Consider the following 14,246-nt stretch of genomic DNA (forward strand, 5'->3'; position numbering starts at 1 on the left):
ATGAAGACCATTGGTTTGATCGGTGGCATGAGCTGGGAATCCACCGCCCATTACTACCGCGTGCTCAACCAGGAAACGGCGGCCATTCGTGGCGGCCTGCACTCAGCGCCGGTGATCGTGCATTCGCTTGATTTCGCGCCCATTGCCGCCATGCAATCGGCTGGCAACTGGGACGGCGCAGGGCATGTGCTCGCCCAGGCCGCAAGCGGGCTTCAGGCGGCGGGCGCTGAAGTCATCGGGCTGGCGACCAACACCATGCACCTTGTCGCCGACGCCATCACATCGGCCATCGATGTTCCCTTCATTCACATCGCTGACCCCACCAGCGATGCGCTTCTGGCCGATGGCTTTGATACCGTGGGCCTGCTGGGCACCCGCTTCACCATGGAGATGGGCTTTTACCGCGACCGGCTGACCGAACGTGGCCTAGCGGCGATGATCCCCGATGTGGACCGCACCAATCTTAACGCCATCATCTATGAAGAGCTCTGCCGGGGCATCGTCAGCGAGACGTCCCGCAAGACCTATGTCGCGGCGATCGAGCGGCTGGCCGCCCGGGGCGCCCAGGCCGTAATCCTGGGCTGCACCGAGATCGCCATGCTCATCGATGATGCCGTCAGCCCCTTGCCGGTCTATGACACCACAGACCTGCACGCCCGGGCGCTGGTTGCAGCGGCGCTGGCCTAGAACTCGTTCCAGTCCTGCGCCACTGCGGCATTGCCATGGCTCACAAAGCCCTTGGCGGCCTGCATCACGCGATCCTGCAGGCCCTTGATGCCCGTGCGCGGCGCGGGTGTGACGGCACTAGACTTGGTCGCACGCTTGCCCGTCTCGCCATCGTCCAGCACGAAGATGTCGACGATCCGGTCGAGCTCGCTGGCCTGGCCTTCGGTCTGCTCGATAGCCGCATTGGTCTGTTCCACCAGAGCGGCGTTGTGCTGGGTCATTTCGTCCATCTGCCGCACGGCCAGATTGACCTCATCGATCGAGGTGGCCTGTTCGCGGCTGTCGCGGGCGATGGCCTCCATCACGGCACTGTTCTCGCGGATGGCCGACAGGATCTGCGTCAGCTTGCTGGCCGCGTCCGACACCAGCTTGGAGCCGGTGGAGACTTCGTTGGCGCTCTGTTCGATCAGCAGTTTGACGTCAGCCGAGGCGCTGGCGGCACTCTGTGCCAGGCGACGCACTTCCACCGCCACCACGGCAAAGCCCTTGCCCGCATCACCGGCACGCGCCGCTTCCACCGAAGCGTTCAATGCAAGCAGATTGGTCTGGAAGGCAATGTCGTCGATCAGCCCGATGATATTGGAAATCTTGGACGAGGAGGTGGTGATGCGCTCCATGGCATTTGTCGCCTCGTCCATGGCCACGCCGCCCTCTTCGGCCGTCAGGGACACGGCCTTGGACTTGACGCTGGCCTCATTGGCCTTTTCGGCATTCTGCTGCACCGTCGTCGCCAGTTGCTCCATGGTGGCCGAGGTTTCCTCGATCGTGGCCGCCTGCTTGGTCGTCCGCTCGCTCAGATCATTGGCACCAGCCAGGATTTCTCCCGTTGCCGAACGCACGCCACGCGAGGTGCGGCGCAACTGGGCGACGATGTCGGTCAATTTGTCCGCCACTGCATTGGTGTCGTCACGCAGCCGGCCGAAGGCGCCCTTGTAGTCGCCCGTCACGCGCCGCGTCAGATTGGTTTCGGCCAGCGCCGAAAGCACTTCTCCGGTCTCGGCCAGGCCCGTATCGACAGTCTGGACCAGATTGTTGACGCTGCCCGCCAGCTCGTTGAGCTCGGCATCGGCAAAATTGGTTTCCACGCGCTTGCTGAAGTCACCCACGATGGCGGCATCCACCACATCGCCGAAGGACTGGCGCAGCGAGGCCATCATGGCCGCGCGCTCGGCGGCGGTGCGATTGCGCTGTTCTGTTTCGGCCAGGCCCATCTCCCCGATCCGCACGCCATTGTCGCGGAACACGGCAACGGCGCGGGCCATCTCGCCCAATTCGTCCTTGCGCTGCGTGGACGGCACGGTATCGACCGAAAGCGGGTTGTCGGCGATCTGCGATGCGGTGCGAACCAGCTGCAGCATCGGACCGGTGACCGACATGCGGATGAACACATAAAGGGCCGCGATCAGCACCACGCTGACGCCAACGCCCACCAGGATCGAGGTGATCAACGCCTGGTGCAGACTGGCCAGGCCCTTGCTGATGTCCCAGGCAAAGGTGGCCACGCCCACAGTCGCCTTTTCGGGCCCGAATTTGGCCGGCACGGCGACATAGGCAATCGGTCCCACCTGCTGCACTTCCACGGCGTTGCTGGCCAGTGCCTTGCCCGCAAGGTCGGTCAGCACGGCCATTTCCGCCGCGTCTTCTGTGGTGCTGGCAATCAGTTGCGCCTGCTGGCTGAAGCTCGCGCCCGCGGCGAAACGCTCCCCCAGGGATTCCTCAAGTGCCGTGTAGGACGCCAGAATGCCGTCACTCTTGCCAAAGCGGATACCGCCGGCGAGTTGCTCGGTGCTGGCTGTCGACACGGTGACATTGGCCTCTGACAGTTCGTCCTGCAGCAACGCAGCGTTCTGCGTCGCGCCCATGTAGGTGATGGTCGCCGAGCCGGCGATCATTGCCAGCACGACAAGGCCAATGATCTTGCGGATGAGGGTGAGCTTGAACATGAATTGCCTTCAGAGAACCGACAGAACTGAGGCGGCGGCCGTAGCCGCCGCCGATGGCACTAGAGCATCGAGACGTCGACGCCCACGGTGATGGCACCAATCAGATTGCCCGTGGCCGGATCAGCGATCGGCACGGAAACCTGGCTCTGGAAGACCTGGGTGCTTTCGTCCTGCTCGACATCGCTGACATGAACAGCGCCGGCGCCCGCGCCAAAGCTGGCGGTGAACTTGTCTTCGTCGCCCTGCCAATAGTCGGAGGTCAACGTGCTCTGCGCAACGTTGAGGCCCTTGGCATCCATCACGAAGATTTCGGTATATTTGCCGGCAGAGGCGTCCTGCACGCCCTTGAGATACTGCGACGCCGCATTGGCCATCGTGGCATCGATCAGCGGCTTGCTGGCAGCGTCCACTTCGGCGCGCCACTGCGTGTCCAGCTCGTCAATCTTGGCCTGGTCATAGCTGCCGCTCACCGCGTTCTGGGCCATGATCGCCGAGATCACAGCGGGATCGCTGGCAAATGCGGCGATCTCGGACTGCGCCAGGGCAGTCAGGGGCGCGGTGAACTCATCCTCGGCCTGCGTGGCAGCGCCAAAGGACATTACAGTGACAAGACCGAGCGCATAGGCGCCGGGACGCAGCAGATTGGTAATCGACATAGATAGTGCTCCTCACCGTTCGAGACGGCCTGGAAACACAATGACGGCAGAACGTAAACAGCAGATAAATATCACTAGCCGCAGAACTTTTGCAGTTTAAGCGGCGCGTGAACGATCCATCGACAATTTCGCAGAGGCATCCAGGCGGAAAATATCTACGATTTCGTCCAGTTTGCGGGCCTCCGCTTCCGTCTGTTCAATGGCGGCATTGGTCTGTTCGACCAGCGCCGCATTGTGCTGGGTCATTTCATCCAGAATGCGGACAGACTGGGAAACTTCCTCAATGGCATTGGCCTGATCGCGGCTGGCGCGGGCAATGCTGTCCACCAGCTCGCTATTGTCGCGCGCCGCGCCAAGCATCATGCCCAGCCGCTGCGCCGCATCGGTCACCAGCTGGCGACCACCCTGCACTTCCCGGGCGGACTGCTCGATCAACACCTTGACGTCGGCCGAGGCGCTCGCCGCGCTCTGTGCCAGCCGGCGCACTTCCACGGCAACCACGGCAAAGCCCTTGCCGGCATCGCCCGCCCGCGCCGCCTCCACCGAGGCGTTGAGGGCCAGCAGATTGGTCTGGAAGGCAATATCGTCGATCATGCCGATGATATTGGAGATCTTGGCCGAGCTGGCCGTGATCCGCTCCATCGCATCGCTGGCCTCGGCCATCACGTTGCCACTCTCGGCTGCCGAGGAGGATACGGCGCCGGCCTTGCTGGCAGCGTCCTGCGCCATGCGCGAATTGCCGGCCACTGTTCCGGCCAATTGCTCCATGGCCGCGGATGTCTCCTCGATGGTTGCGGCCTGGCGCGTGGTGCGTTCGCTGAGGTCATTGGCGCCCGAGAGGATTTCGCCCGTCGCCGAGCGGACCGAGCGCGACACCGCCCGCAACTGCCCGACCACGTCGGCGAAGCGATTGACCGTGTCGTTGAGCGCCAGGCGCAGATCTTCGAATTCGGCCGAGAAGCGCGTCTCTATGGTCTGCGTCAGGTCGCCCTGCGCCAGCTCCAGCAGGGCCGTGCGTACGTTGGCCACAGCCTGCACCCGCGCCGTCACGTCGGTGGCAAACTGCACAACCTTGTAGGGTGCGCCATCCACACCCAGGATCGGCGCAAATGTGCTCTGGATCCAAACTTCTCGACCATCGCGGCTGCGCCGGCGATATTCCCCGTTCTTGGAGGCGCCGCCGGCCAGGTCCAGCCAGAACTGGCGGTAGGTCATCGAGCTGGGGTCGGCGTCGAACAGGATCGCCGCATTGGGGCGCCCCACCAAATCCTCGAGACGGTAGCCCAGCCGGTCCAGGAAGTTCTGGTTGGCCGTGAGAATTTCGCCGGTGAGCGTGAATTCGGCAACCAGTTGCGCTGCCGAGATGGCGTTGAGCTGGCCGGTATGATCGGCCGCAGCATCCAGATGGCTGCGGGCTTCGGCACCGAGCTCGGCCACCCGCACCGTGCTGGCACGCAGCACATCGACCGCGCGCGCCATGTCGCCCACCTCATTGCCCAGCTCGACAAAAGGCACCGGTGTATCGCTCTTGCCGGCAGCAATGGCGCTCATCGCTGCTGACAACTTGGGGATCGGTTGCGTCAGGCGACGCGCCAGCAGCAGCGCCACAGCGCCAATGACCACAAAGGCGCCACCGCCCACCACACCGAGCATCAACAGGCTGCTGCCCATCACGGCTTCGATGGGCGCTCGCGCCACCGCCACCATCAGCGCCCCGATGACCGTGCCATCAGCCATGGCGATGGGCTGGTACTGGGTGAAATAGTCGGCACCCGCGATGGTCTCCTGCGCGCTGACGGGCGAATTGGCCATCAGCGCGTCGAACAATGGCGTACCGGCGGCGATGCTGGCATCGAGCCGGCGTTCGCCGTCGCTCTGCAGCAGGCTTGTGGTGCCGACCGTAAAGTCCGGGCTGACTTCACTGTTGAAGACATAGATGCTCGCGTCCTGTCCGGCGACCATGGCGATGGTGTCGATCACCCCATGATTGCGGAACTTGGGCATCGAGCGCATCGTCAGCGCGGCGACCGTGCCGGTTTCATCAGCCGTCACCTCCAGGCTCGGCAGGTTCACGCGCAGAATTTCGGCGCTGATGCGTGTGGCATCCTGGACGGCCTTGGCGGCATCAGCCTGCGTGCTCTGCGAGAGATTGATGTAGATGCCGGCAACCACAGCGCCGATGGCAATGATGATCGAGACAATCGCCAGGGCGGCGATGGCGAAGGTCAGCCGGATGTTGGCCAGCACAGAACCCATTGTGAACCCCAGGTCATATCGGTCGCCTCAAGGCGCCGTTTGGAGGGCAGTGTGCGGCCACCGGGTTAACAGATCGTTGTCGGCGCTCAATTTCTGTTATTTGCCAATGGTTTGCCTGTTTTTTGGGCGATCTGCGTCTATCGCGGGCAAGGCGATGCGCTGTTCCGCCCGACCAGCAGACGCATAGAGCGACAAAAAAACGCCCGCCGGCATGGGCCGACGGGCGCTTGAATTTGGATCGATCCAGACCGTCTAGTGGACGTGACCGCCGTTGATCTGGCCGGCTTCGATGGCCAGATTGGCCAGCGCGCTCACCACTTCCTGGGCGTAGGACTTGTGCTCGGGCGTGGCAGCATTGGCCAGCTCGGCCTCGGCAGCCTTGATCTGGGCGGCCAGGTCGGCATGGTCGAACTCGGAGAACGGCGCCGACTGCTCTGCCAGGATGGTCAGGCCATCCGGGGAGACATCGGCAAAGCCGCCCTTGACGAAGAAGATCTCGTCCTTGCCGTTCAGGCCGTTCACGGTGATGAAACCGGGACGAAGCGTGGTCATGAACGGGGCATGATCATTCATGACCGTGAAATAGCCTTCGGTGCCCGGAACGGTGACCGAGGTCACGACTTCCGACAGCACCAGACGCTCCGGCGACACGATCTCGATCTTGAGGCCTTCAGCCATAGTTTTGGTCCCTTAGCGGAAGTTCGGGCTCGCCCCCAGGGCAAGCCCGATCATGGAATTAGGCAGCCTGAGCAGCCAGCTTCTGGGCCTTCTTGACGGCATCTTCGATGGTGCCGACCATGTAGAAGGCCGCTTCGGGCAGGTGATCGTACTCGCCAGCCACCAGGCCCTTGAAGCCCTTGATGGTGTCTTCGAGCTGCACGAACACGCCAGGCGAACCGGTGAACACTTCGGCCACGTCGAAGGGCTGGCTCATGAAGCGCTCAACCTTACGGGCGCGGGCCACGACCAGCTTGTCTTCTTCCGACAGCTCGTCCATGCCCAGAATCGCGATGATGTCCTGCAGCGCCTTGTACTTCTGCAGCACTTCCTGCACGCGGCGGGCCACCTGGTAGTGCTCGTCGCCCACGACCAGCGGATCGAGAATGCGCGAGTTCGATGCCAGCGGATCCACGGCCGGATAGATGCCCTTTTCCGAGATGGCGCGGTTGAGCACGGTCACGGCGTCGAAGTGGGCGAACGAGGTGGCCGGCGCAGGGTCGGTCAAGTCGTCGGCCGGCACATACACGGCCTGCACCGAGGTGATCGAGCCCTTGTTGGTGGTGGTGATGCGTTCCTGCATCGCGCCCATGTCGGTCGCCAGCGTCGGCTGATAACCCACGGCGGACGGGATACGACCCAGCAGAGCCGACATTTCGGCGCCGGCCTGGGTGAAGCGGAAGATGTTGTCCACAAAGAACAGCACGTCCTGGCCCTGGTCGCGGAAGTTCTCGGCGATGGTCAGGCCGGTCAGGGCCACGCGAGCGCGCGCACCCGGGGGCTCGTTCATCTGGCCGAACACCAGGGCGCACTTCGAACCGGCAGCAGAACCGCCATGCTCGGTCGGGTTCTTGTTCACGCCCGATTCGATCATTTCGTAGTACAGGTCATTGCCTTCGCGGGTGCGTTCACCCACGCCAGCGAACACCGAGTAACCACCGTGCGCCTTGGCGACGTTGTTGATCAGTTCCTGGATCAGCACGGTCTTGCCCACGCCGGCGCCGCCCATCAGGCCGATCTTGCCGCCGCGTGCGTAAGGAGCGATCAGGTCCACCACCTTGATGCCGGTGACCAGCACCTGGCTTTCCGGGTTCTGCTCGGCGAAGGCCGGAGCGTCCTGGTGGATTTCGCGGCGATCGGTCGAACCGATCGGGCCGGCTTCGTCGATGGGCTCGCCGATCACGTTCATGATGCGGCCCAGCGTGGCTTCACCAACCGGCACCGAGATGGCGGTGCCCAGGTCGATCACTTCCGCGCCGCGGACGAGACCTTCGGTGGTGTCCATGGCAATGGTGCGCACGGCATTTTCACCAAGGTGCTGGGCAACTTCCAGAACCAGACGCTGGCCATTGTTCATGGTCTCAAGCGCGTTGAGAATCGCCGGCAGGTGACCGTCGAACGTCACGTCGACGACGGCACCGATGACCTGCGATACGCGACCGGCCTTTTTCTCTGCCATTTGTTTCGTCCTTCGCTTCGATTGCTTAGAGCGCTTCCGCGCCCGAAATGATTTCGATGAGTTCTTTGGTGATCTGGGCCTGGCGCTGGCGGTTGTAGCTCAGCTGCAGCTTGCCGATCATTTCGCCGGCGTTCCGGGTCGCATTGTCCATTGCCGACATCTGCGCGCCATAGAACGAGGCACTGTTTTCCAGGAGCGCCCGCAGCACCTGCACCGCAATATTGCGCGGCAGCAGGTCTTCCACGATCGCTTCTTCGCTCGGCTCATATTCATAGGGCACGCTGGGTGCCTCGACCTGGCCTTCCGCCTTGGTCGCCAGCTTGGCGGGGATCAACTGCTGGGCCGTCGGCACCTGGCTGATCACCGAACCGAACTTGGCGAAGAACAGCGTCGCCACGTCGAATTCGCCGGCATTGAACATGGCCAGGATCTTGTCCGTCACCAGTTGGGCCTGGGTAAAGCCCACCTGCTTGACTTCGCGGAAGTTGAACGTGTCCACGATATGGTCAGGATACTGGCGCTTGAGGATATCGTTGCCCTTGCGGCCAACGGTGAGGATCTTGACCGTCTTGCCCTGCGCCAGCAGCTTGGCAGCATGATCGCGCGCCATGCGGGCGATCGAGGAGTTGAAGCCGCCGGCCAGGCCGCGCTCGCCGGTGGCAACCACCAGCAGATGCACCTGATCCTTGCCCGTGCCGCCCAGCAGCACAGGCGCATTTTCCTGACCGTCATAAACGGCACCAAGCGCAGCCAGCACCTTGCCCATGCGTTCAGCATAGGGGCGCGCGGCCTCGGCAGCATCCTGGGCACGGCGGAGCTTGGCCGCCGCGACCATCTGCATGGCCTTGGTGATCTTCTGGGTCGATTTGACCGAGTCGATCCGGTTCTTGAGGTCCTTTAGCGAAGGCATTGGCCGTCGATCTCCCTGCTGGCCTTAGGCCGCGTAGGTCTTCTTGATCTCGTCGAGCGCAGACTTGAGCTTGGCACGGGTGTCGTCGCTCAGGGCCTTCTCGGTCGCGATGGTCTTGAGCAGGTCGGCATACTTGCCGCGCAGTGCCGACAGCACCGTCTGCTCGAAATCACCCACCTTGTTGGCCGGGATGCTGTCGAGATAGCCATTGGCGCCGGCAAAGATCACCGAAACCTGCTCTTCCATCTTGAGCGGGCTGAACTGGGGCTGCTTGAGCAGCTCGGTCAGACGCGCACCGCGGTTAAGCAGACGCTGGGTGGCTGCGTCCAGATCCGAACCGAACTGGGCGAAGGCCGCCATTTCGCGGTACTGGCTGAGCTCGCCCTTGAGCGAACCGGCAACCTGCTTCATCGCCTTGACCTGGGCCGAGGAGCCCACGCGGCTCACCGACAGACCCACGTTCACGGCAGGGCGGATACCCTGGAAGAACAAATTGGTCTCAAGGAAGATCTGGCCGTCGGTGATCGAAATCACGTTGGTCGGGATATAGGCCGACACGTCGTTGGCCTGGGTCTCGATCACGGGCAGCGCAGTCAGCGAACCCAGACCGTGGTCTTCGTTCAGCTTGGCAGCGCGCTCGAGCAGGCGGGAGTGCAGGTAGAACACGTCGCCCGGATAGGCTTCACGCCCCGGGGGACGACGCAGCAGCAGGCTCATCTGGCGGTAGGCAACGGCCTGCTTGGTCAGATCGTCATAGGCGATCACGGCATGCTTGCCATTGTCGCGGAAGAACTCGCCGATCGCGCAGCCGGTGAAGGGCGCGATATACTGCAGCGGTGCCGGATCGGACGCGGTAGCGGCGATCACCACAGAGTACTGCAGCGCACCGGCTTCTTCGAGCTGACGCACGAACTGGGCAACGGTCGAACGCTTCTGACCCACGGCGACGTAGATGCAGTAGAGCTTGTCGGTGTCCGAAGCATTGGCGTCATGCGCCGGCTTCTGGTTGAGGAAGGTATCCAGGATGATGGCGGACTTGCCGGTCTGGCGGTCGCCAATGATCAGCTCGCGCTGGCCACGGCCAATCGGGATCAGCGCGTCGATGGCCTTCAGACCGGTCGACATCGGCTCATGTACCGACTTGCGCGGCAGAATGCCAGGAGCCTTGACGTCGACGCGGCGACGCTCGGTGTGCTCGATCGGACCCTTGCCGTCGATGGGATTGCCCAGACCGTCGACAACACGACCCAGCAGGCCCATGCCAACCGGAGTGTCCACGATCGAGCCCGTGCGCTTGACGACATCGCCTTCCTTGATGGAACGGTCATTGCCGAAAATCACGACGCCGACATTGTCGCTTTCAAGGTTCAGGGCCATGCCCTTGATGCCGCCCGGGAACTCGACGAGCTCACCGGCCTGCACCTTGTCCAGGCCATAGACGCGCGCAATGCCGTCACCGACCGAGAGCACCTGACCAACTTCGGAAACCTGGGCTTCCTGGCCGAAATTCTTGATCTGGTCCTTGAGGATCGCAGAAATTTCCGCGGCTTTGATGTCCATTATCCGACCTCTTTCATGGCGATCTTCATCGCAGCGAGTTTTGTCTTAATCGAGCTGTCGATCATCTGGCTGCCGACCTTCACCTGAAGGCCGCCGATCAGGGACGAATCGACGAATTGGTTGAGCGTGACGGTCTTGCCGACCTTGGCCTTGAGCGTATCGGCCAGCGCCGACGCCTGCTCGGCGCTCAGCGGCGCAGCCGAGGTCACGTCTGCAGTGATTTCACCGCGGGCCTTGGCGGCCAGTTCGCGGAAACCGGCGATGATGGCATCGAGCGCGAACAGGCGACCGTTCTTGGCGATCAGGCGCAGGAAATTGCCGACCAGCGGATTGGTCTTGGCCTTGCCCAGAAGCGCATCAAGCGCCTGAGCCTTGGTGTCTGCGGTAATCACCGGCGACCGCAGGAAGCGCGCAAAGTCTGCGCTTTCCCCGATCAGGCGGGAGACGTCGGAAAGCGACGTCTCGACCGATGCCAACTGGTTCTCGCTCTCAGCGAGATCGAACAGCGCCGACGCATATGGCCGAGCGATCTGGGTAAGCACTGAATTCTGCGCTGCCAATGCCGCATCACCCTCTTGGTTGCTTGCCTGCTTGCCGCCTGTTCTGGTGGGATAACCCGGGCGGTCGCTGACGCTTATTCTTGTTTGGGAAAGGGGACGTCCGGAGACCCCTTCAAAGTCGCGCCCGCTCTAGCACAAGGCTCGCGCGCCTTGCAAGGCTTGGTCCGATGATTCAATTGCGGCGAAAGTGTCGCAGGCCCGGCTACATAAAGCTCATCGGATCGATATCCACCTGCACCCTGAGATTGCCCGTGGGCTTCTCGGCCGCGCCCAGCCAGAATCGCACATAGCCCGAGAGATCAAAGTCCTTGCCCGACTGGGCCAGGAGCCGCACCCGGTGACGGCCGCGCACCATGGCAACGGGGGCATCGGCCGGGCCGAACAGGCGCACGCCCTCGGCCATGGGCGCCGCCGACAGCAGACGCCTGGCATAGCCCATGGCGGTATCGTGATCATTGGCCGAGACGATCAGTGCTGCCAGCCGGCCAAAGGGTGGCAAGCCGCCCGCCTGGCGCGCCGCCAGCTCATGGGCGTAAAAAGCCTCGCGGTCGCCGGTCACCATGGCGCGCATCACCGGATGATCGGGATGATAGGTCTGGAGGAACGCCTTGCCGTTTTTGGACGCGCGCCCGGCCCGGCCCGCCACCTGCGTCAGGATCTGGAAGGTTTTTTCTGCCGCCCTGGGGTCGCCATGCGCCAGGCCCAGATCGGCGTCGAGCACGCCCACCACGGTCAGCTTTTCGAAGTGGTGCCCCTTGGACACCAATTGCGTGCCGATGATCAGATCATATTCACCATGCTCGATTTCGGCGAGGCGCTCGCGCAACTGGGCATTGCTGCCCATGTCCGAGGACAGAATCACCCGCCGTGCATCGGGGAAGCGCGCCGCGGCCTCCTCGGCCACCCGCTCGATGCCCGGCCCCACAGCCACCAGCGCATCGGCCTCGCCACAGGCACTGCAAACCGTGGGCGTGCGCACCTCGTGCCCGCAATGGTGGCACATCAAGACGCCGCGGAAGCGATGCTCCACCATCCAGGCTGAACAGTCCGGACATTGATATTGGTGGCCGCAGGAGCGGCAGAGGGTCAAAGGCGCATAGCCGCGCCGGTTGAGGAACAGAAGCGCCTGTTCACCCCGGTCGAGCGCCGCAAACACTTCGCGCGCCAGTTCGGGGGCAATCCACTGCCCCTTCTCGGGCCCGTCGATGCGCATGTCGATGGTGGTGATATTGGGCATGGCCGCCGCCGCATAGCGGCTGGTCAGCAGCACATGGGCATAGCGGCCGCTATTGGCATTGTTGCGTGTCTCGACCGACGGCGTCGCCGAGGAGAGGATCACCCGCGCCCCGCTCAGATGCGCCCGCACCACCGCCATGTCGCGGGCATGATAGGTAATGCCATCAGCCTGCTTATAGGCGCCGTCGTGCTCTTCATCGAGCACCAGCATGCCCAGTTCGCGGAACGGCAAAAACAGCGCCGAGCGCGCGCCCACCACAGCCCGCACCGAACCATCAAGCACACCGCGCCAGACTTTGGCGCGCTGCACCGGCGTCATGTCGGAGTGCCATTCGGCCGGACGCGTGCCGAAGCGCTTGGTGAAGCGGTTGATGAAGGTATTGGTGAGCGCAATCTCGGGAAGCAGGATCAGCGCCTGTCGCCCCGCCCGCAGCGTATCGGCCACCGCCTCGAAAAAGACTTCCGTCTTGCCGCCGCCGGTGACCCCATCGAGCAGGGCGACGCCGAACTGCTGCGCATCGAGCGCCAGAATATCATTGAGCGCCGCCTGTTGACCTTCGGACAGGGTCGCCACGGCTGCATCGGGATCGGGCAGCTCGACAATTGGCCCCGGCGGCATTTCGATGCGTTCGATCGCGCCGGCCTTTTCCAGCCCCTCGATCACCGATGACGATACGCCCGTGGCCCCGATCAATGCGGTCTTGGGCCAGGCCAGATCATCATTGAGCGCATCGAGCACCCGCAGCCGCGCTGGCGTCAGCTTGGCGGGCTCCTGCCCCGTGCGCCGATAGGCCACCACCGGCTTGGGCGCATCAAGCGCCTCGGTGGAACGCAGCACGGCGCGCAGCACCTGGCCCGGCGCGGCCAGCGTATAGCGGGCGACCCAATCGACCAGCTTGAGCAACTCATCGCTGAGCGGCGGCACCTCATAGGCCATGGCGATATCGCGCAGGCGATTGTGTGCCACCATATCCTTGGGCGGCCCCCAGACGACGCCCGGCACCAGCCGTGGCCCCAGCGGCACCGACACGATCGAGCCGCGCTCCACCGCCATGCCGGCGGGCACGCGATAGCTATAGGGGCCTTCCACGGCCACGCTGACCATGACGGCCACGATGTCAGGACGGTGTTCCATTTGTGCCCGGTCTGTTCGCATCAGACCATATGGGGGCGCAACTGATTCTGCCAAAGCACCGGCAGTGCGATTTCCCTCTTGTGACGGCTAGAAGCGGCCGCGCAGGCCTGCGGTGATTTCAGCGCTGCGCAGGTCAGCGCCACCGATATTGTCGTCCACAATGGTGCGCACGCCGGTCCTGGTATCGAAATATTCGGACTTGCCACGCATCTGGAACGCCTGGTCATAGCGGGCGGCGACCACGAATTCCGCCATGGGGCCGAACGAGAAGCCGACATCGAGCCCGGCGGCAAATGTCGGCGCGGGACGGAAATTGTCCACGATCAGCAGGTCGCGCAGCCAGTGATTGTCCCGGCTCTGCGCCAAGACGGTCAGGCCGCCGCGCAGCATGCCGCCGACGCGGATATTGCCATAGGTCTGGTCACCGTCGAAACCGACGAAAACCTCCGGCAGCATCTGGCGATAGCTGCCCGCTATTGTGCCGTCGGGGATATTGCCCGTGACATTGCGGAAGCCATTGGAGCTATAGATATAGCTGCCGCCATAGGCCGACCATTTGACGTCGCTGTATTTGACGCCAGCCTGCATGCGCACCACCGCATCAGGGTCCTTGACCAGATCATAGCCCACCATGGCCGCGCCGGTCACATAATGCTCCATGCGCGTATCGGGATGCTGCGAGCGATGCGTCCAATTGTCGAAATTATTGGTGCGCACCAGCCAGTCGTAGTCTTCCATATAGCTTGAGCCGAAGCCGGCCACGCTGCCTTCGGCCGACAGGCTGAAACCGCTGCCGACATCGACGGCCAGACTGCCGCGCAGCACCGGGGCCCGCGTTTCCCAGATCAGCTGGCTGAGCGTGGCATCGCCGGTGAACACATATTCATTGCCGCGCAGATAAAGGGCGCCAATGCCGCCATTGATGCGGACCGCACTGTCGGGGCTGGTATAGCTATAGTCCTGCGCCGCGGCGCCCGACGTCAGCAATGCCAGCACAAGCGCGAAGCGGCAGGCGGCGTGCGTCATGGTCATAGGCTGGCTCTCCTGTCAGATTTCACGGTAATGCCAGCCAGTTAACGATGAGTTTA

Annotated in this window: 10 protein-coding genes and 1 pseudogene; 1 reads left to right on the forward strand and 10 read right to left on the reverse strand. The window is 63.3% G+C overall.

Annotation, left to right across the window (positions count from 1 at the left end; all coding sequences use genetic code 11):
- The gene (locus K1177_RS14130) at positions 1–687 is read left to right on the forward strand and encodes an aspartate/glutamate racemase family protein (protein WP_224704010.1); all 687 of its coding nucleotides are present in this window, start codon (positions 1–3) and stop codon (positions 685–687) included.
- Here K1177_RS14130 and K1177_RS14135 read toward each other — a convergent pair.
- The 10 genes and pseudogenes from K1177_RS14135 to K1177_RS14180 form a co-directional block, all read right to left on the reverse strand.
- On the reverse strand, positions 684–2,669 hold the full coding sequence (locus tag K1177_RS14135; protein ID WP_224704011.1) for a methyl-accepting chemotaxis protein: 1,986 nt from the start codon (positions 2,667–2,669) through the stop codon (positions 684–686). The two genes, K1177_RS14130 and K1177_RS14135, sit on opposite strands and share 4 nt — an antisense overlap.
- A 59-nt stretch (positions 2,670–2,728) precedes the next feature.
- Positions 2,729–3,325 carry a PDC sensor domain-containing protein gene (locus K1177_RS14140; protein ID WP_224704012.1) on the reverse strand — a complete coding sequence of 199 codons (597 nt, stop codon included), beginning with the start codon at positions 3,323–3,325 and terminating at the stop codon, positions 2,729–2,731.
- A 96-nt stretch (positions 3,326–3,421) separates the two neighbouring features.
- On the reverse strand, positions 3,422–5,581 hold the full coding sequence (locus K1177_RS14145) for a methyl-accepting chemotaxis protein (RefSeq protein ID WP_224704013.1): 2,160 nt from the start codon (positions 5,579–5,581) through the stop codon (positions 3,422–3,424).
- A gap of 252 nt (positions 5,582–5,833) precedes the next feature.
- Positions 5,834–6,259: a F0F1 ATP synthase subunit epsilon gene (locus tag K1177_RS14150; RefSeq protein WP_224704014.1), complete on the reverse strand. Its 426-nt coding sequence runs from the start codon at positions 6,257–6,259 to the stop codon at positions 5,834–5,836.
- A 58-nt stretch (positions 6,260–6,317) separates the two neighbouring features.
- Positions 6,318–7,745: pseudogene (atpD, locus tag K1177_RS14155) on the reverse strand (F0F1 ATP synthase subunit beta); the annotation flags it as partial.
- Between the two features lie 37 nt (positions 7,746–7,782).
- Complete coding sequence (locus K1177_RS14160) at positions 7,783–8,667, reverse strand: F0F1 ATP synthase subunit gamma (RefSeq protein ID WP_224704016.1); 885 nt, start codon at positions 8,665–8,667, stop codon at positions 7,783–7,785.
- A gap of 24 nt (positions 8,668–8,691) precedes the next feature.
- The gene (gene atpA / locus K1177_RS14165) at positions 8,692–10,227 is read right to left on the reverse strand and encodes a F0F1 ATP synthase subunit alpha (protein ID WP_224704017.1); all 1,536 of its coding nucleotides are present in this window, start codon (positions 10,225–10,227) and stop codon (positions 8,692–8,694) included.
- A complete protein-coding gene (locus K1177_RS14170; RefSeq protein WP_224704018.1) occupies positions 10,227–10,769 on the reverse strand; it encodes a F0F1 ATP synthase subunit delta in 543 nt (180 codons plus the stop codon). The genes atpA and K1177_RS14170 overlap by 1 nt, the downstream gene beginning before the upstream one ends.
- 220 nt (positions 10,770–10,989) lie before the next feature.
- Positions 10,990–13,158 carry a primosomal protein N' gene (locus tag K1177_RS14175; protein ID WP_224704019.1) on the reverse strand — a complete coding sequence of 723 codons (2,169 nt, stop codon included), beginning with the start codon at positions 13,156–13,158 and terminating at the stop codon, positions 10,990–10,992.
- 87 nt (positions 13,159–13,245) lie between these two features.
- Positions 13,246–14,190, reverse strand: coding sequence for an omptin family outer membrane protease (locus K1177_RS14180; protein ID WP_224704020.1), 945 nt, complete (start codon positions 14,188–14,190; stop codon positions 13,246–13,248).
- Positions 14,191–14,246: the final 56 nt, after the last annotated feature.

The sequence above is a fragment of the Devosia aquimaris genome (assembly GCF_020169335.1).
In the GTDB taxonomy this organism is placed as follows: Bacteria; Pseudomonadota; Alphaproteobacteria; order Rhizobiales; family Devosiaceae; genus Devosia; species Devosia aquimaris.